Here is an 18,092-nt window from a genome sequence, read left to right as displayed (position 1 = left end):
TATAAAACATTATACTTTGCAAAGAAAGCAAGGAAAGCTTATCCTTATTTTATAGTTATTGAAATTAATGTCTATTGTTTGAAAAAGTTATTCTGTACTTTGGAAAGTTTGGGATATCAGGGAAAAATCAACTATAAACATGGGTGATATTATATTGTCAGAAAAGAAAGCAGGAATTCTTGTTCTGTTTTCAATAATGCAGGAATTTCTCTTGTTATGCAGAGCTCAATTCGAATTATAGGCATAGATCCAGGACTTCAACGTACTGGATGGGGGATTATCGACATGAAGAGGAGTGATTTGTGTTTTGTTTCTTCTGGAACCATTGTGTCTTGTGCGCGAAGTCCCCTTGCATCTCGCTTATGTCAACTATACGAAGGTTTGTCTGAGGTTATGAGAAACTGGCGTCCTGAGGAGGCTGCTGTCGAACAAGTGTTTGTTAACAAAGATTCGGTGGGAACGCTTAAACTCGGTCAAGCTAGGGGAATAGCTATGCTATCACCTGCGCTTGTTGGCTTATCTGTCGCAGAATATGCTCCAAACACTATTAAAAAAGCTGTAACAGGTTTTGGTCATGGAGATAAAAAACAAATTCATATGATGTTGGGAATTTTAGTATCGGATGTGGTATTTAAGGGCAAAGATTCAGCTGATGCACTTGCCATAGCTGTATGTCATGCTCATCACACTGTTTTAGGTGCTCGCAAAATTAGACCGTAAAAAGGGTTGTCGAATACAATTTTATTGGATGTAAGTGCATAAGAAAGTCGTGAAGTTATGATAGGTAAACTCAAAGGAAAAATTGAAGAATTATGCGAAGACTATGTGTTGCTTGATGTCCTTGGAGTCTGTTACAAAGTCTATTGTCCGATGCGTACATTGTTGCAACTGGGAAAAGTAGGAGACGCTTGTGCTTTGTATATTGAAATGCATGTGCGACAGGATCAAATTCGGCTTTTCGGTTTTCTCTCTGATGTGGAGAAGAGGTGGTTTGTATTATTGCAAAGTGTGCAGGGAATAGGTACGAGGATGTCCATGGGAATATTATCTCATATTACGCCGGCAGATATCCTTAATTCTCTTATCACGCAAGACAGTAAGATTATTTCTCAGGTTTCTGGAATTGGTACAAAGATAGCCGGACGTATAGTCGCGGAACTCAAGGGAAAAGTCCTTATACAGAAGGAACTCTCTTCCTTGAATGCGAATCAGCCGACATTGAGTGGTTCTGCTCCCGCTTTATCCACTGTTGATGCTGTATCGGCATTGGTTAATTTGGGTTATAGTCGTAATCGGGTGATGGCGACTATTGCGTTAGTTCTCGAAAAAGAGAAGAATATCACAGATAACAGTCAGATAATTCGATTAGCCTTAAAGGAAATGTCGTGTTGAATAATTGCTGTAGACATGCTCGTAGAGATTAGTAGAAGATGATAGATCGTGAGGGATTGCTTTCTCATAAGGCATGTAAGGAAGATAATGATGTTTCGTTATTGCGCCCGCAAACTTTAGATGATTTTACGGGTCAGGTTGAGGTATGTGCTAATTTAAAGGTTTTTATAGAGGCTGCTAAGGCACGTGGTGAAGCTCTGGACCATGTATTATTCGTTGGTCCTCCGGGTTTGGGAAAAACTACTCTCGCGCAGATTATTGCCAGGGAGCTCGGAGTAAATTTTCGATCAACTTCAGGTCCTGTGATAGCTAAAGCAGGGGATCTTGCGGCATTGCTGACTAATTTAGAAGATCGTGATGTCCTGTTTATTGATGAAATACATAGGCTTAGTGTTGTCGTAGAAGAAATTCTTTATCCAGCTTTGGAGGATTACCAGCTTGATCTTATTGTTGGAGAGGGGCCTGCTGCACGTTCTATCAAAATTGATTTATCGCGGTTTACCCTTATTGCTGCTACAACAAGGATTGGACTTTTAAGCAATCCATTGCAAGATCGTTTTGGAATCCCCATAAGATTGAATTTTTATGCGGTAGGGGATTTGGAAACAATAGTACGTCGAGGTTCTGCATTAATAGGGCTATCTATAACAGATGAGGCTGCATACGAAATTGCTATGCGAGCAAGAGGAACACCACGTATTGCTGGAAGATTGTTGCGTCGTGTGAGAGACTTTGCTGAGGTGGCACACGCTGATATTATTACGAAGGAGATAGCTGATGAAGCTCTTACGCGCCTTTCAGTAGATAAGATGGGTTTTGATCAACTTGATTTGCGTTATTTAAAAATGGTTGCACATAATTTTGGAGGGGGACCAGTTGGAGTAGAAACGATTGCAGCTGGATTATCCGAGCCTCGAGATGCTATAGAAGATCTTATAGAACCCTATATGATACAAAGAGGATTTATTCAACGTACGCCACGTGGACGACTTTTGACACCAATTGCCTGGAAGCATCTTGGGATTTCTGCTCCACAGGATTTTAAGTAAGAGAGTCGTATTGTATCTCAATAACCAGGTTTTATTTTGATTCGATGATGACAAGATAGAAGTGAAAGTTTAGAGTTTTAATTGAGAAAGCCGTTTTTTTTTTAAAAGGGTTTCTTTCTCATAGAGTATAGTGTCTTAAAAAATAAATAAGGGTATATTCTTGTTTTTTAGGAAATTAAAATAGATATCAGTTGCGTTTTTATGAGTTTAGTTCTCTATTTGCATATAGTCTAGCGAATCTGATAGGGTTGATTTTTTAGCGATATCTCAATTTTTTATGGTAAATAGAATTCGATATTATAAGAAGATTGGGATCTTGGCGTTTGGAGGTAATCCATGGATAGTAATATAGGATCAGCTATTGTAGGAATGAACATTTTTCCCCTGTTTATGCAGGCTGGAATAGCGGTTCGATGCATTATAATTCTATTGTTTTTGTCCTCTATATGGACTTGGAGTATTATTATTCACAAAATTTTCAGTTTTGCTATAATGCGTCGTGAGTTTAAGAATTTTGAAAAGCTTTTTTGGTCCGGACAGTCTTTGGAAGAATTATATAGACTGCTGTTGGAACATAAAAATTCTGGATTATCGGTTATATTTATATCTGCTATGCGTGAGTGGAGAAAAAGCTTTGAGAAAGGGGCGTGTTCTCCTGTTGGGATTCAAGACAGAATAGATCGTATGATGGATATTGTCATAGCTCGTGAATTTCAGCGAATGACGGAACGGTTGGGAGGGTTGGCAACCTTGGGTTCCGTTAGTCCTCTTGCAGGTCTTCTCGGTACCGTTATAGGTATAATGAACGCATTTCAGAACTTGGCGGTATCTAAATCTACAAGCCTTGCGATTGTTGCTCCAGGAATAACAGAAGCTTTACTCACTACTGCTATTGGTATTTGTGTAGCCATCCCAGCATCTGTGGCCTATAATAAATTCATGGAAGATTCAAAGAAATTTTTAGTGCGTATGGAAGGGTTTGCTGATGAGTTTTCAGCTATTCTCTCCCGACAAGTTGAAGGAAAAATGAATTAGTATTTTGTTTTGATTTGGGAAAATAATTCTATGGGAAATGCGGAAAATAGAGTTAGTTTAGAGCGTGTGCGTAGTAGTAGATGTCGTCGTAGTAGCAAATTATTTGATGGGCCTGTTAATAACCAGATCAGTATGACGCCCTTAATAGATGTGATGTTGGTTTTATTGATCGTGTTTATGGTGACGTCTCCTATGGTCACTGATGGTATTTCCATTGATCTTCCAAAAACAGAAGCAGTTGATAGGCTTGATATGCAGATGCAACCTATTATTATAACTGTAAAAGCAGATGGTACTACTTTTGTTCAAGAAACGCAGGCCTCACTTGATGATATAGTCCAAAAACTACGATTTTTAGGAGATTCTGATTTCGGAAAACGTATTTTTATCAGGGGGGACGCTTATACACCTTATGGGATGATGGCGGATGTTATGTCACGCATCCAAGGAAGTGGGTATAAAAACATAGGTCTTGTTATCCAAAAAATAAAGGCTGATTAAGATTGTGCGAATGAAGATCTGTTTCCCGTTGTCTTGGGCGTTGCATGTCGTATTTTTGGTGGTATTTTCCGTTGATTTAAATTTCCAGCCTTCGTTTGATATTACTGATGTTGAAGCGATATCTGTAGGGATTGTTCGAATTGAGGATGTTGGTGTCATAAATCGACAAGATAGAAAAGGTGATGTAAAAGAAGAGCTTTCCCTTTCGCAGAAGATAGATGAAGCGGGGCTTGTTTCTAAAGTGAATAATACAGATCAAAAAGTTATTTTAGAAGAGCCCTCTTCTCGGGCTGAGGACCGAGTTAAAAAGGAAACTTCCTCTGATTTAGAGAGTGTTTCGGATAGTAAGAATTTACCAGAAAAGGTATCATCTCTGGATGTTCCTCTACCTTCTGTTTCGCGTATTGAAAGTGAGCAGAATATTGAAAAAATAGTAAAAAAAGAGGAAAAACCATCTCAATTACAGAGCAAAGAATCAAAGGTTGATAAAGAGATTTCTACTATACAAAAAAAAGATTTTAAGGATAATCGCGATGCTGAATTATTAGATCAACAGGTTCATTTGAGTAAACGTATTACTCATTCAGGCAAATCACATTCATCAGGAGGTGATGGATTAAAGATATCGAAAGTTGAAAATAAGAAGAATTTTTCTAATGTTTTTCAAAATGAGATGAACCTTTTGCGTAAAAAAATTTCAAATAACTGGAGTGTTTTGCCTGGTTTGAATAGGTTGAAAGAAGTTCAAGTTAGAATACGATTTCATCTGAATCGGGATGGTTTGATTATTAAAGACCCTGATGTGAGTGTGACAGGTGGAGTTGAAGTTACCCGCAAAATACTGGTAGATAGTGCGCAAAAAGCTATCATAAAATCGCAACCTTTTCATCTTCCAGCAGATCAATATAACGATTGGAAGGATATAATTGTTACTTTTAAGCCATCAGGGATATAGTATTTTTCCTCTTGGTATAAATGATTCTTGGATTAGGTTAAAAGAGGAAGTTAATAGGTTTTTATTGGGCGTTTTTTAGAATTGAAGGAATTTGAAATGAAGATAAGTTTCCGCTTGTTGTTGGTTTTGATAAGTGCCTTTTTTGCTATCCCAGCACAGGCTCTTGTGGAAATAAATGTAAATAATTCTCAATATTCTCCATTACCTATTATTATCACAGATTTTGTATCTTTAGATCGATTAGGGGCTCAATTTTCAGAAGTTATAGTTAAAGACCTTAAGACATCAGGTATGTTTTCCCCTATTCCACAGAGTTCTCTTAAACAAAAGAATACTCATCCAGATAATGTGCCACGTTTTGCAGAATGGAAAAATTTAGGTTCTCAACTTCTCGTAATGGGTAGAGTTGTCCAAGAGGGAAAGAATGGTTTGCGTGTAGATTGGCGTTTATGGGATATCGCAGGTGGTACTCAGATATTCGGAAAAAAATATTTTTCCCCTCGAGAGAACTGGAGAAGAATAGCTCACACCGTTTCTGATGAAATTCACCGCAATATTACTGGTGAGAAGGCTTGTTTTGATACGAGTGTTCTATTCGTTTCTGAAACGATAACGGAGGATAGCATAGAACGTCGTTTATGTATGATGGATTATGATGGTTTTAATGTACGCTGTTTGACCCCTAATAATGGTCCAATTGTTCTTGAGCCGAACTTTTTACCAAAACATAACAAAGTAGCATATGTGTCATATGACAACGACAATCTTTCAAAAGTTTATATCTTAAATCTTAAAACAGATAGGGGTCCTGAACGTGTTGGTAATTTCCGTGGCATGGTTTTTGCTCCCAGTTTTTCTTCTGATGGAAAATACCTCATTATGAGCGTGCAAAAAGAGGAGGGGATAGATATCTACAGTGTGAATCTATATTTGCACTCTATCAAGCGTTTGACGGATACTTCATTCATTAATACGTCTCCTTCCTATTCTCCTGATTCTGCTCGAATTGTATTTGAAAGTGATAGAGATGGAATACAGCAGCTTTATGTTATGAATTCTGATGGTTCTAATCAGCATCGTATTTCACCTGATTTGGAAGCCTCATATGCAGATCCTGTTTGGTCTCCTCGTGGAAATTTGGTTGCGTTTACAAAAATTTCTGAAGGTAATTTTTCTATTGGCGTCATGGGACCAGATGGTTCAAAAGAGCGTATTCTTACAAAAGGTTTTTATGATCAAAAGCCTACGTGGTCTCCTAATGGTCGTTTTTTAATGTTTTCTCGAAAGAATAAGGGAGACAAGGGATCAAGATTCTATTCTATTGATCTTAATGGTCGAAATGAAACGCTCATAAATACTCCTGCATATGCCTCAGATGCTAATTGGTCTCAATATTTTCCGTATATAGAGTAGGTACTGTGTTGAGGTGGATTTTCTATATTTCAGGAAAATCGTTAGGGAATAAGGCAAAATATCTCTGATGCCTTGTTATGAGGAATCGGACAGCATGGTGCAAAAAAGATAGTAGTGAAAGGGGTATTTTATGAAATATATTGTCAGTTTTGAAAGAAGATTTTTAGCTATTTTTTTGTTAGTCAGTGTCGTTTTGCCTAGTTGTCAATTCAATAAAGATATGGAAAAAATAGCTTTTGATTCAAAGGAAGGAAAAGAACAAAGGTTTTGTGACCTTTTTTCTATGCGAAAAGAGCTGTCTATGGTGATTGGCGATCGTGTATTTTTTGAGAAAAATTCATATTCTATTCGTTCAGAAGATGTTCAGACGTTATCGCGTCTAGGTACTTGGCTAAAGGAAAACGATTGTGGTCTTCTTATAGAAGGGCATACAGATGAGATTGGGACTCGTAATTATAGTCTTGCTTTGGGATATCGTCGTGCGTATACAATTCTTGATTATTTTATATCCATGGGAATTGAAGAGTCTCGTGTAAGAATTATTTCATATGGGAAAGAGGTTCCAGCTATCCTTGGAGATGATGAGTATTCTTGGTCAAAAAACCGGCGTGCTGTCTTTGTTCTAGAACAGAAACGTTAACGGATAGATATTTTGTATACTATGAAAATAGATGGTAGAAAAAGTTTTTAATTTCTTAAAAGACCATTAAAATAACAGCTATAATATTCTTTGAAAGGAAAAAATCATTATTTTTTCCTCTGTCCTTGAGTATTTTTGCATGTTTATGTAGTGACTATTGTGATAATCCATCTCTTCTCATTACGCTATAAAGCTATGATATTCTTCTTTCAAAAGGGGAGATCATGACAAAAAAATATCTTTTGTTGATATATAACAAAGTAAAGACGTACAATTATCCGTCATTTTAGAAATGCAGAATAGAATTCTCTTCTTGCAAAAAAGAAGGAAGCTTTTTTACCGCCTAAGGTAATCCAAAAGATATATCAGAACTCGGCAGAAAGGTTCTTGAGGATGAATAAGATATTCCAACACCTAGTCTTGTCAGAACAATCTTTTGGCTATCCACTTGTTGAATCTGGCATTCTGGAAGACGAGATATGCCTTTTACTGTATAATGATTGTGTAGATTTTTATAAATTATACCATAAGATTCAGGGAGAAATTACGTTTTTCGGCATGTTTAATGGAGGAAGAAAAAAGTCTTTTCCACTCTTTGACAATGTTTTGGACAGTGTTATTTGCATTTCTTCAAAAAATTCATATCTTTTCCAGGTAGAGGATTGTTCTTCTTTTTAGGATTTTCTCTTATTATTTATGATTTTTTGTCAGGCGATTCTATGAAGAAATCATAGTTAGAATTTTCTGCGTCGTTGAAGAGCGAGGATTTCCATTGTTCTGGATAGATTTTAATTACATCCGCGATGATTTTTTTATGGAAGAGAGGATTCTTATAGGTAAAAGATGGTGTCGTTTTTTATTGCTGAAATAGCGTATGATGACGTTGACTAGCAATGATGAACATAACGAAAAATTCTATTAAAGGGAAAGAATTCTATATCTTTTCTCCAAGAGGACTTACTTTGATATCCCTCCCTCAACTCGATTTTCGGTTTTTTCCTCCAGTTCAAATAAATATTGATCTTCCTGAGAAGAAATATCAAAGGATTTTTGACACCTTTTTAACCAAATATCATATAAGGGCTGCCCAACAGCATTCAATACCGGATTATAAGACAACGTCCAACTAGAATAAAATCGAACTAGATGAGATCCAATGTTATTTCGATAATCTCAATGAAAGAATCTACTTATCGTACCTCATTATCATTTCACGAAGAGAAAATTCTCGGCGTGGTTATGGATTAAAACGAGAAAAACAACCTTTATTGCATCTCTCTTTTTTGAAAAGAAGATCTCTGCGATAAGAAAAAGATCAAAATATTAGAGAATAATCATAAACTTTATCTGTTTCTATTATTTCTCTTCGTGATAGAAATGAATAGTTTAAATTACTTCGTTAATATTGTATTCGATACAATATTATACTTTATATTTACCGAAAAATGAGATTTTTCTGTGGGAAATTTATGGTAAAATAGTCTCTATTACTTGGTTTTTTATTGCATATTTAGGATTTTTCCGGAAAAGATATATCAAAAAATCTATAAATCGCTGTGAAACATGTGTTGTCGCACATGGAACGCCTTCGTTCTGTTTATAAATATTTGAAATATAAGATTAAATACACGAAACCGTTTCTGTTTTTAATATTGGATTTTTTTAAATAAAACATAACGAAGTCATAGATTACTCCCTCGAAATTATAAAATAATTTATTGTTATAGATAATTATTTATAGAAAATCATTCTAATTTTATAATAACGCCAAGTACTTTCTCCTTTAAAATATTTTCGCAAATACATAGAAGCCAACGTCTATCAATAAAGTGAATATTTATGTTAAATGCAATTATTAGATTGTCTCAGTTATTTTCTGCAATTGAACATAATTTCTCCGATTCGTACCGATTAGATCATACAAGATGTGGTGTGATTCGGAGGAAAGCAGATGCTTGTTTTGATAGATGATCGTGTATTAATAAGGGATGGTTATATTTCTCTTTTTAGTAATGATGGGGTTTCTTTAGAAGGATTTCATTCCCTTGAATTTGAGGAATGGTTTCAATCTTTGGCGCATGAGGATATTTCTGCTGTTGAAGCCTTTTTGATAGGGAAAGGGCAAAAAGAGATAGAACTCCCTAGAACCATTCGAGCCCAATCACAGGTTCCAATAATTGCTATTAACGATCATCCATCTCTTCAAAAAACTTTGGATTTTTTTGATTGTGGAGTAGATGATGTTGTCCATAAACCTATTCATCATCGTGAAATATTGGCAAGAATGTCAGCTATCCACAGACGACGTAAGGTTTCCAATAACCGCATTGAAATAGGGCCAATCCGTGTATTTTCAGACGGGCGTGATCCGGAAGTTCAGGGTGAAGTTTTTCCTTTGCCTCGTCGAGAACGTCGTATTCTAGAATATCTGATGGCTCATCGAGGGAAAAGAGTTGCTAAAACACAGATTTTCAGTGCCATCTATGGGTTATTTGATGAAGATGTCGGAGAGAATGTTGTGGAGAGTCATATCAGTAAATTGCGCAAGAAGTTGCGTAAAAAGTTGGGATTTGATCCTGTGGATTCTAAACGTTTTCTCGGCTATTCGATTGATTGGAGTTAAGCAATGAAAACGATTTTACCATCCTCTTTTTCAAATTTATTCAATAACATCAGTCCCACACAAGGCGTATAACATATCTCTTTTGGGATTTGGGTAATATGTGGAGTAAGGTATAATGGGCATTCTCGGGACTATGAAAACGGCTATGTCTGGGATGGATGCGCAATCTAGTCGCGTGTCTGTAGTTAGTGATAATCTCGCAAATATTAACACGACGGGTTATAAGCGAGCAGCTGTTTCATTTTCATCTTTTGTTTTTCCATCTACGAGAGGAGGGGCTTATACTTCTGGCGGTTTGGAGGCTTCTACGAAGAATATGGTTTCTGAACAAGGATCTTTGATTCATACGACATCGAATACAGATTTAGCTATTCAAGGTGATGGTTTCTTTGTCGTTAAAGATAATGCAGATGTGCCTTATCTTACAAGATCTGGATCTTTTAAAATTGATAACGAAGGTTATTTGCAAAATACGGCAGGGTATGCTTTGCTTGGTTATCCCTTGAAGAATTCTGCTCATCCATTAACGCTTAATAGCTTTGCAGGATTAGAAAAAATTAACCTAAAGGACTTTGAATTGAAAGCAGTTCCAACCACAAAGGGATCTATACCGGCGAATCTTGATAAAGATGCAGAAAGCATTTCAATTGATAGTACTCCCAACAAAAATAAGAGTGCATCTCATGTTGATTACACAAACAAGAGTTCTTTTTCTGCATATGATAATCTTGGATCTGAGGTGATTTATGATTTGTATTATACGAAGGTTGGTGGTGGAAAGTGGGAAATTTCAATCTTTCGTCAAGATCAAGCAACCCAAAATGGTTTTCCTTATATGGCAGTTGATACAAAGACAAAAGTATCTCCCTTAGCAACAAGTACTTTTTCTTTTGATCTTGCAACGGGATCTTTGGCGGACGATTCTCCAAAAGAAGTATCTTTTATCGATTCTGCCTCTGGTGTTGATCAAAATATAAAAATTGATGTATCGAAAATGACGCAACTTGCAGGTGGCTTTATCCCTCAAAAAACTGATATTAATGGTCAGGCTCCGGGAATTGTAAAGGATATTATCGTTTCCAAAGACGGTATTGTGGAGATTGTTTCTGGATATGGTATACGGACTCCGGTTTATCGTTTGGGTATTGCGACTGTTCCAAGTGTAGACAATTTAAAAACCTGTACTGGGAATGTTTATCTGCCAACACGTAAATCTGGTAGTATGAGCATTGGTTTTCCTGGAAATGGTCAACGCGGGGCAATCTTTGCCGGAGCACTTGAAACTTCAAATGTTGATATCGCCGACGAACTTGCAGAGATTATAGAAGCTCAACGCAATTACGCTGCAAATTCTAAGGTTTTTCAAACAGGTTCCGAGTTTATGGATATTTTAATCAATCTCAAAAGATGATTCTTATAGGAAGGAATCCGAAGGATGTCTTTTTCAACTGCGTTTCATAAAGCACAGAATATTTTTAGCAATGCGAGTGCGCAACTTACAACTCTTATCCAGAATATAGAGAATGCAGAAAACAAAAACTATGTCCGTCAGGATGCAGTTACAACTAGTCTTTCTGACGAGTTGGTAGTTGTTACCAAGAAACGTGTTCAAAACCAGGATATATTTCAGAAAATATTAGAAATAACCTCTTCTGCGACAGGACAACAGCGTTTCTTAGAGGGATTGGAATCATTGAGAACGGTAGTAAGTGCCGATAATGATTTCCAGAGATCTCCCTCTAGCTATATCGCAAAGTTGCAAGAATCTCTTCAAATATATGCGAATAATAGCTCTAAAACTTTTTTTGGAAACTCGGTCATTGAAGCTGCAAAAGAAGCCGCTAATAATCTTAATGCATCTTCTCAGGGGGTTCAGAAACTTCGTACAAATGTTGATAAGGAGGTAGATATTGAGCTCTCTCAGTTGAGACAATTTTTATCCGAATTTGCAGTGATCAATAATGAAGTAAAATTAAAAACCTCTACCAAAGGTGATGTTTATACATTGCTGGATAGGCGTGACTCACTATTAAACAAAATTTCCGAAATAATCGGCATTACTACGATTACGCGTCATAATGATGATATGGTCATCTATACTACGGATGGTATTACGTTATTTGAAACATCTCCTCGTGAGATAACCTTCGAAAAAACAGCATTATATAGTGCTACGGTTGAAAGCAAATCTGTTTTTATAGATGGTGTTATGGTTTCTATTCCTGATGACCTCAATACTGCTCCGAAAGGGAAGATAGGAGCTCTTTTACAGATTCGCGATGGTATAGTGCCGGTTTTTCACAATCAACTAGATGAAATGGCAAGAGGGCTTATTATCGCATTTGCGGAAAAAGATCCGGTAAGTGGACGTTCTCCAGATGTTCCAGGTTTATTTGTTGCTGATGATCTCACATTGCCAGACAATAAGCTACAAAAAGGGATATCTGAATTGATTCGTGTGAATCATAAATATCAATCCAATCCGAATTTATTGCGTGATGGAGGATCTTTTGCTGATAAGTACAAGTGGAACTCTAATGGTTTTGCAGGTTATTCGGATCTTATTAATCACTATCAGAAATCTCTTAACGAAAGTTTCACGTTTGATTCTATGGCTGGGATAGATACACCAGTTAATTTGCTGCAATATGGACGAAATTCTATTGGATGGTTGGAACAATATCGATCCCATAGTCACAATTCCCATATTAAAAATCAAGCCGTTTTCAAACATATATCAGAATCTTATTCTAATGCTACGGGCGTGAATCTTCAAGAAGAGTTAGGTTTTTTGATACAGGCAGAACAGTCTTGCAAGGTATCCAATAAGCTTATTATCGCTATTGATGAGATGCTGAAGACACTATTAGAGAAAGTTAGATAGTATTATGAAGATAGCAGGTGTTTCAACATCTTCCATTCAAAATGGGATGAATTTTTATATCAAACGGGCTCAAAATGACTTGTTGACGCTACAAAAAGAATTCACAAGCGGACAAATCGAAGATTTTGGTGTTAAACTAGGCGTTAAAACAGGTGATGTTTTGGAATTAAACCAAGAGAATCAGCGCATTGAAAGGATTCTTGAAGCCAATAACCTAGTACAGATGCGTTTGTCTTTGTCACAAAACGCACTCGATAATGTTGACAAAATATATCAAGATATTCTTGAAAAAACGCCTTTACTGTTCAATAGCATGTCTTCTCAATATACGATAGATGATACTGTGAATTTGATTAGGGATTCATTTGTTTCTTTTACGAGTTGTATCAATATAACGGCTGATGGTAGCTATTTATTTTCTGGCATTAATTCATCAGTGCAGCCTTTTCAAGATTACTTTGCAAAAGATTCTTTAGCGAAAAAATCTTTTGATCAAATGTTGGAAGATTTTCTTAAAGAAAATTCAAAGGGTCTACCTTTTGGTCAAGATCTGAGTGTCTCTTCTATGAGTGATCAGCAAATGACTGAATTCATAGGAAAATTGGAAAGTTCTTTTTTAAACGATGATTATTGGGCGCAAAATTGGTCAAAAGCTTCTAGTCAAAACGTCAAAAATAATATTAATGATACTGAGGTGAGAGATATTTCTATCAATACTAATGCATCTGGAATTCGGAATTTTGCATTATTTTCAGTTATTGGAATAGAATTATTGAAAAAAGATCTCCAACCGCAAGCTCGTGATGTTCTCAATAAAAAGATGATCTCTTGTATAGGAAAAGGCTTAGAGGATATCACTAAGAGCCGTGCTACTTTGGGATATACGGAAGCACGCCTTAAGAAATCCAATACTGTTCTTACAGATCAAAAAAATATAATGGAATCGTATCTTGTGAAATTGATTGGTGTTGATCAAGAAAAAAATAGTTTTGCTATTCAGGAATTGCTCAATCGGATTGATTTGTCTTATGCGATAACCTCAAAGATCTGGAAATTGAGTCTTTTAAATTATCTTTGACAGTTGTTTTTCAGAAAGGAATTGAGGAATGCGCCATTTCTATGATGAGGCTTTGCAAGAATCGTCGATAGAAGCTAGAAGACGTGAGAGTTTGGTACTAGAAAAGTCGATTTCTTTGTTATCTACTGCACGCCATTGTGATAGAAATAGCCGAGAAATTATTGAAGCTTTATTTTATACGAATCGTGTATGGACTACTTTTATTCAGGATTTAAATTCTTTTGAGAATCAATTGCCAAAAGATTTAAAAATCAACCTTATTTCAATTGGTCTATGGATTTTGAAAGAATGTGATCGTATTCGTCGTAATGAATCCAATAATTATCAAGGTATAATTGATGTTATATCTATCATTAAGGATGGATTAAAATGAGTGGTTCTCCCTTGCGAATTTCTCTTAAATCTGGGGAACGCGTATTTTTAAATGGTGCGGATGTACGAGTTGACCGCAAGGTAATTCTTGAGTTTTTAAACGATATTACATTTATATTAGAACAGCATATCCTAAAAAAAGAAGAAGCTACGACTCCGCTACGTCAATTATATTTTATAATTCAGATGATTTTTATGATACCAACCAGAAAATCTTCTTTGATTAGTCTTTTTCAAAAGCATATGTCCGCTATTTTGGGTCTTTATCATAATGAATCAATGATTTTGGAACTTAAAAACGTTGAATCATTGATAACATCGGGGCGGTTTTTTGACGCTTTGAAGGTCATTCGTGGACTTTACCCTATAGAAAGCCACGAGCCGCAGAAGAGTGAAATTTTTGCATCAGATTTTATATATATTTATCAGGAGATTGAATCATGGAAATCAATTCAGAAATAAATGTTGCGCAAAAAACAGTGATTCCACAATTAAAACCCAAGAGTATGATTGGTTATGATAGTTTTTTGAGGCTTCTTATCGCTCAAATGAAACATCAGGATCCAACAGAACCGATGAAAGCTAGCGAGCAAGTTTCTCAGCTTGCTGTTTTTTCTCAGATGGAACAATCCGTAAAAATTAATGCTACGCTACAAGAGTTATTGAATAGCAATAATCTTGCACAGGCTTCTGGTTATATTGGAAAGACGATTACTAGTTCTGATGGCGCTACAAGTGATATTATTTCTGCTGTTCAAGTGTCGTCGACAGGTCTGATAGCAATTACTGCTGATAATAAGAAAATTACAATTGAAGCTGGTATTCGTTTATCTGGCTGACAATTATAACCCATAAACAGAGAATTGAAGTTGGCTAAAAATGAATGAAGCGGATGTTCTAGAGATTGCTCGAGCGGCAATATGGACAATTTTACTGGCAGGCGCACCTGCGTTATTTTCCGCAATGCTTGTAGGACTTTTGGTGGCATTTTTGCAAGCCTTGACTCAGATACAAGAAGTGACACTGACTTTTGTGCCAAAAATTATTGCTGTTTTTATTGCTCTCGTTATTTCAGCGCCTTTCATTGGGGGACAGATGTCCGCTTTTGTTAATTTGGTTTTTTCGCGTATTCGATCTGGATTCTAAAAATCAATCTTCACACAATTTTTTCGTATTATATATCACTTGATATTTCAAGCTTAGGACGAGCTTTGGTTTATAAATAGATAAGATTATGGGTGTAATCCTTGGCGTTAGTATCTGCATTAAAGAGTCGAAATAATGGACATGATTTAGCTTTTGCTCTCTGTATTATCATCATTATCTGTATTCTTTTCTTGCCTATCCCTACATTATTTATCGACATAGGGTTAGCTTCTTCTATAGCTTTGTCAGTATTAATTTTAATGGTTGCGTTATGGATTGAAAAACCTTTGGAATTTTCTTCTTTCCCGACAATCCTACTTATTTCTACAATTATGCGTTTGTCTTTGAATATCGCTACCACGCGTGCAATTCTTTCCTTTGGCAGTGAAGGATATGGAGCTGCTGGAGGTATCGTTGCCGGTTTTGCATTTTTGGTTATGTCGGGAGATTTTGTGATAGGTTTGGTTGTATTTATGATTTTAATTACAATCAATTTTATTGTTATCACAAAAGGTGCGACACGTATTGCGGAAGTTGGAGCCCGTTTTACTTTAGATTCTATTCCTGGAAAGCAGATGTCGATTGATGCTGATCTTTCTTCGGGTCTGATTGATGAGAATGAAGCCAAAAGTCGTCGTAAAGAACTTGAAAGAGAGAGTTCCTTTTTTGGAGCAATGGATGGGGCATCGAAATTTGTGCGCGGAGACGCGATAGCAGGTCTTATCATTACGGCGATTAATATCTTTGGTGGCATTATTATTGGATGTTTTCGGCATAATATGTCGATTCAACACGCGGCTGATGTTTTTGTGAGATTATCAGTAGGAGATGGTCTTGTATCACAAGTTCCTGCCCTAATCGTATCCTTAGCTGCAGGTCTTCTTATCTCGCGTACTGCTTCAACGGGTTCGACAAATACAGCTATCATTGAGCAATTATCAAGTTATCCCCGTGCGTTGTTGATTTCTGCATTTTTTATGGGTGTCTTATCGCTTGTTCCGAATTTACCAGCTATTCCTTTCTTGACATTGGCAAGTTTATTTGCCTTTGGAGGTTGGTATGTTCCCCGCCGGATTATTCAGGAAAATATTGTAAAAGAAAATCAAGTAAAAACAGTTCTAGAACAAGATCAAGATTCGATAAAATCAGTTTTAGTTACTTCAGGGATTGAATTGGTCTTTGGTAGTTTGTCCGCGAGTCGTTTTCTTTCTTCTCGTCAGGAGATTTTTTCGCGCCTTGCCAAGATACGCAAAAAGTTTGCTCAACAATATGGGTTTATAGTGCCAGAAATAAAAGTTACGACCGATATTTCTTTACCAGAAAATGGTTATCATATTCGAATTTATGGGACAACAGTTGCAGCAAGTAAACTTCGTATAGGAGAAGTTTTGGTTATTGTTGGATCTGGTCCGAGACCAAGTTTTCCGGGAGATGAAGTTCAAGAACCTGCTTTTGGCATGCCAGCTATCTCTTTATTAGAAAGCTTTGCAGATGATGTGCGACGTGAAGGATTTCAGCCTATTGATAATCTTTCTATTATTTTGACTCACCTGAGTGAGGTCATTCGTAATAATTTGCCTCAACTTCTCTCCTATAAAGATGTTAAGATTCTCATAAATCAGCTTGACCCTGAATACAAAAAGCTCGCAGATGAAATATGTTCTTCTCATACGTCATATTCTGGAATACAGACAGTATTAAAATTGCTATTGGCTGAACGTGTTTCGATCCGTAATTTGCAATTAATTTTAGAGTCCATAGCGGAATTAGCACCACATTTTCATAAAGCTGAGCAGATTGTAGAGCATGTTCGCATTAGAATTTCACAGCAAATTTGTGGTGATTTAGCGGAGAATGGCATATTACGTATTCTGAGGTTGGGAAATCGTTGGGATATGATTTTTTGCCAAGCAGTACAAAGAGATGCAAAAGGTGATATTATAGAATTCAATATTGAACCACGCACTGTTGAAGAATTCTCTGACGAGGCTAAAATCGTCATTCGTGAATATATTGATCAAGGTCTTTCCTTCGTCATCGTTACGCTTCCAGAAAATCGCTCTTATATTCGCATGATACTGGAGAGGATGTTTCCATCTTTGGCGGTTCTTTCTCATATGGAGCTAGCTAAAGGATTGGAAATAAAGGTACTGGGTTCACTATCATGATAGATAATCCATATGTTGCTATGATGTCTCTATTCTTAGTTTTCTGTCGTGTTGGCAGTTGCGTCATGATTTTGCCAGGTTTTTCAACAACATATGTGACGATGCAGGTGCGTTTGTATATTGCCATCACTATTTCTATAGTTTTGTTACCTTTTCTATGGGATATGGTTTATCCGCAAGCTGCCGACAGTAGATTAGGAGCGAGTTATCTAAAATTAATAGCAATTGAGCTATTATTAGGTTTTATGTATGGTTTTCTTGCACGTGGATATACTCTTGGTTTGCAATTCTTGGGAGGAGTTATATCTAATGCAATTGGTTTAAATGTACAACCAGGAGCGGGGATACTTGAAAGTAATCCAGAAACATCAATCACTTCTTTTATTAGTGTTATAGGTTTTTTAGCATTGCTTGCGATGGATTTTCATCATCAGATTTTCCATGCATTAGTGAAATCCTATACGGTAACACCTCTTGGTGGAAAAGTGAATCTTGGTGCAAGTCTTGCCTCTCTTGTCGATACATTGCGATTGACATTCTCTATTATGTTAAGACTATCCAGTCCCTTTCTGTTGTTTTGTGTGACATTTAATATCGCCATTGGATTTCTGAATAAGCTTGTTCCACAGATTCCTATATATTTTATATCTACTCCTTACATGGTAGGATTAGGATGTTTTTTCCTATATTTATCAATAGAAATTATGATTTATCAACTTTCTCATTCTTTTCGGAACATGTTTTAGGAATATATGAATTGTAGAAATATTTTTATTTGGTTTTTTCAAGAATTGCTGATTTTTTCATGATTCAGGATTTTAAGGGATATTGAGAGT

Annotated in this window: 18 protein-coding genes; all 18 read left to right on the top strand. The window is 36.3% G+C overall.

The features are described 5' to 3' along the window. Nucleotides 1-216 precede the first annotated feature (216 nt). The 18 genes from ruvC to H0G72_RS00075 all read left to right on the top strand — a co-directional run bounded on the left by ruvC (nucleotide 217) and on the right by H0G72_RS00075 (nucleotide 18,002). Nucleotides 217-720 carry a crossover junction endodeoxyribonuclease RuvC gene (gene ruvC, locus H0G72_RS00165; protein WP_182016415.1) on the top strand — a complete coding sequence of 168 codons (504 nt, stop codon included), beginning with the start codon at nucleotides 217-219 and terminating at the stop codon, nucleotides 718-720. 57 nt (nucleotides 721-777) lie between these two features. Then, nucleotides 778-1,392 carry a Holliday junction branch migration protein RuvA gene (gene ruvA / locus H0G72_RS00160; RefSeq protein ID WP_182016413.1) on the top strand — a complete coding sequence of 205 codons (615 nt, stop codon included), beginning with the start codon at nucleotides 778-780 and terminating at the stop codon, nucleotides 1,390-1,392. Between the two features lie 38 nt (nucleotides 1,393-1,430). After that, on the top strand, nucleotides 1,431-2,441 hold the full coding sequence (gene ruvB, locus H0G72_RS00155) for a Holliday junction branch migration DNA helicase RuvB (RefSeq protein WP_182016411.1): 1,011 nt from the start codon (nucleotides 1,431-1,433) through the stop codon (nucleotides 2,439-2,441). Nucleotides 2,442-2,777: 336 nt separating this feature from the next. Next, on the top strand, nucleotides 2,778-3,476 hold the full coding sequence (tolQ, locus tag H0G72_RS00150; protein ID WP_182016409.1) for a protein TolQ: 699 nt from the start codon (nucleotides 2,778-2,780) through the stop codon (nucleotides 3,474-3,476). Between the two features lie 30 nt (nucleotides 3,477-3,506). Further along, complete coding sequence (locus tag H0G72_RS00145) at nucleotides 3,507-3,977, top strand: ExbD/TolR family protein (RefSeq protein WP_182016407.1); 471 nt, start codon at nucleotides 3,507-3,509, stop codon at nucleotides 3,975-3,977. A gap of 10 nt (nucleotides 3,978-3,987) precedes the next feature. Then, nucleotides 3,988-4,932: a cell envelope integrity TolA family protein gene (locus tag H0G72_RS00140; RefSeq protein ID WP_182016405.1), complete on the top strand. Its 945-nt coding sequence runs from the start codon at nucleotides 3,988-3,990 to the stop codon at nucleotides 4,930-4,932. A gap of 96 nt (nucleotides 4,933-5,028) precedes the next feature. Then, on the top strand, nucleotides 5,029-6,345 hold the full coding sequence (gene tolB, locus H0G72_RS00135; RefSeq protein WP_182016403.1) for a Tol-Pal system beta propeller repeat protein TolB: 1,317 nt from the start codon (nucleotides 5,029-5,031) through the stop codon (nucleotides 6,343-6,345). Nucleotides 6,346-6,475: 130 nt separating this feature from the next. After that, the gene (locus H0G72_RS00130; RefSeq protein ID WP_259345062.1) at nucleotides 6,476-6,985 is read left to right on the top strand and encodes an OmpA family protein; all 510 of its coding nucleotides are present in this window, start codon (nucleotides 6,476-6,478) and stop codon (nucleotides 6,983-6,985) included. Nucleotides 6,986-8,936: 1,951 nt separating this feature from the next. Further along, nucleotides 8,937-9,608, top strand: coding sequence for a response regulator transcription factor (locus tag H0G72_RS00120; RefSeq protein ID WP_182016399.1), 672 nt, complete (start codon nucleotides 8,937-8,939; stop codon nucleotides 9,606-9,608). A gap of 115 nt (nucleotides 9,609-9,723) precedes the next feature. Then, nucleotides 9,724-11,019 (top strand): flagellar hook protein FlgE, encoded by a 1,296-nt coding sequence (locus H0G72_RS00115; protein WP_182016397.1) that lies wholly within the window; start codon nucleotides 9,724-9,726, stop codon nucleotides 11,017-11,019. 24 nt (nucleotides 11,020-11,043) lie between these two features. Beyond that, the gene (gene flgK / locus H0G72_RS00110) at nucleotides 11,044-12,492 is read left to right on the top strand and encodes a flagellar hook-associated protein FlgK (protein WP_182016395.1); all 1,449 of its coding nucleotides are present in this window, start codon (nucleotides 11,044-11,046) and stop codon (nucleotides 12,490-12,492) included. A gap of 4 nt (nucleotides 12,493-12,496) precedes the next feature. Beyond that, complete coding sequence (locus tag H0G72_RS00105) at nucleotides 12,497-13,570, top strand: flagellar hook-associated family protein (RefSeq protein WP_182016393.1); 1,074 nt, start codon at nucleotides 12,497-12,499, stop codon at nucleotides 13,568-13,570. Nucleotides 13,571-13,598: 28 nt separating this feature from the next. After that, nucleotides 13,599-13,943, top strand: coding sequence for a flagellar biosynthesis regulator FlaF (flaF, locus tag H0G72_RS00100; RefSeq protein WP_182016391.1), 345 nt, complete (start codon nucleotides 13,599-13,601; stop codon nucleotides 13,941-13,943). Beyond that, on the top strand, nucleotides 13,940-14,404 hold the full coding sequence (gene flbT / locus H0G72_RS00095) for a flagellar biosynthesis repressor FlbT (RefSeq protein ID WP_182016389.1): 465 nt from the start codon (nucleotides 13,940-13,942) through the stop codon (nucleotides 14,402-14,404). The genes flaF and flbT overlap by 4 nt, the downstream gene beginning before the upstream one ends. Then, a complete protein-coding gene (gene flgD / locus H0G72_RS00090) occupies nucleotides 14,383-14,781 on the top strand; it encodes a flagellar hook assembly protein FlgD (RefSeq protein ID WP_182016387.1) in 399 nt (132 codons plus the stop codon). Before flbT ends, flgD begins: the two co-directional genes overlap by 22 nt. A gap of 40 nt (nucleotides 14,782-14,821) precedes the next feature. Then, nucleotides 14,822-15,088 (top strand): flagellar biosynthesis protein FliQ, encoded by a 267-nt coding sequence (gene fliQ / locus H0G72_RS00085; protein WP_182016385.1) that lies wholly within the window; start codon nucleotides 14,822-14,824, stop codon nucleotides 15,086-15,088. A 101-nt stretch (nucleotides 15,089-15,189) separates the two neighbouring features. Further along, a complete protein-coding gene (flhA, locus tag H0G72_RS00080; RefSeq protein ID WP_182016383.1) occupies nucleotides 15,190-17,256 on the top strand; it encodes a flagellar biosynthesis protein FlhA in 2,067 nt (688 codons plus the stop codon). Beyond that, on the top strand, nucleotides 17,253-18,002 hold the full coding sequence (locus tag H0G72_RS00075) for a flagellar biosynthetic protein FliR (RefSeq protein WP_182016381.1): 750 nt from the start codon (nucleotides 17,253-17,255) through the stop codon (nucleotides 18,000-18,002). Before flhA ends, H0G72_RS00075 begins: the two co-directional genes overlap by 4 nt. The last annotated feature ends 90 nt before the right edge of the window (nucleotides 18,003-18,092 follow it).

Origin of the sequence: Candidatus Liberibacter sp. (assembly GCF_014048425.1) — a bacterium.
GTDB lineage: Bacteria > Pseudomonadota > Alphaproteobacteria > Rhizobiales > Rhizobiaceae > Liberibacter.
The sequence above is the reverse complement of the archived record's forward strand: the minus strand, read 5'-3'. Positions and strand labels throughout refer to the sequence as shown.

Bases quoted from the DNA above. Each gene is read 5' to 3' on its own strand.
- tolB (WP_182016403.1), top strand. From the start codon at position 5,029: ATGAAGATAAGTTTCCGCTTGTTGTTGGTTTTGATAAGTGCCTTTTTT.
- ruvB (WP_182016411.1), top strand. From the start codon at position 1,431: ATGATAGATCGTGAGGGATTGCTTTCTCATAAGGCATGTAAGGAAGAT.
- H0G72_RS00120 (WP_182016399.1), top strand. From the start codon at position 8,937: ATGCTTGTTTTGATAGATGATCGTGTATTAATAAGGGATGGTTATATT.
- H0G72_RS00140 (WP_182016405.1), top strand. From the start codon at position 3,988: ATGAAGATCTGTTTCCCGTTGTCTTGGGCGTTGCATGTCGTATTTTTG.
- H0G72_RS00105 (WP_182016393.1), top strand. From the start codon at position 12,497: ATGAAGATAGCAGGTGTTTCAACATCTTCCATTCAAAATGGGATGAAT.
- H0G72_RS00075 (WP_182016381.1), top strand. From the start codon at position 17,253: ATGATAGATAATCCATATGTTGCTATGATGTCTCTATTCTTAGTTTTC.
- flgD (WP_182016387.1), top strand. From the start codon at position 14,383: ATGGAAATCAATTCAGAAATAAATGTTGCGCAAAAAACAGTGATTCCA.
- flbT (WP_182016389.1), top strand. From the start codon at position 13,940: ATGAGTGGTTCTCCCTTGCGAATTTCTCTTAAATCTGGGGAACGCGTA.
- H0G72_RS00115 (WP_182016397.1), top strand. From the start codon at position 9,724: ATGGGCATTCTCGGGACTATGAAAACGGCTATGTCTGGGATGGATGCG.
- fliQ (WP_182016385.1), top strand. From the start codon at position 14,822: ATGAATGAAGCGGATGTTCTAGAGATTGCTCGAGCGGCAATATGGACA.
- tolQ (WP_182016409.1), top strand. From the start codon at position 2,778: ATGGATAGTAATATAGGATCAGCTATTGTAGGAATGAACATTTTTCCC.
- flaF (WP_182016391.1), top strand. From the start codon at position 13,599: ATGCGCCATTTCTATGATGAGGCTTTGCAAGAATCGTCGATAGAAGCT.
- H0G72_RS00145 (WP_182016407.1), top strand. From the start codon at position 3,507: ATGGGAAATGCGGAAAATAGAGTTAGTTTAGAGCGTGTGCGTAGTAGT.
- flgK (WP_182016395.1), top strand. From the start codon at position 11,044: ATGTCTTTTTCAACTGCGTTTCATAAAGCACAGAATATTTTTAGCAAT.
- ruvC (WP_182016415.1), top strand. From the start codon at position 217: ATGCAGAGCTCAATTCGAATTATAGGCATAGATCCAGGACTTCAACGT.
- H0G72_RS00130 (WP_259345062.1), top strand. From the start codon at position 6,476: ATGAAATATATTGTCAGTTTTGAAAGAAGATTTTTAGCTATTTTTTTG.
- ruvA (WP_182016413.1), top strand. From the start codon at position 778: ATGATAGGTAAACTCAAAGGAAAAATTGAAGAATTATGCGAAGACTAT.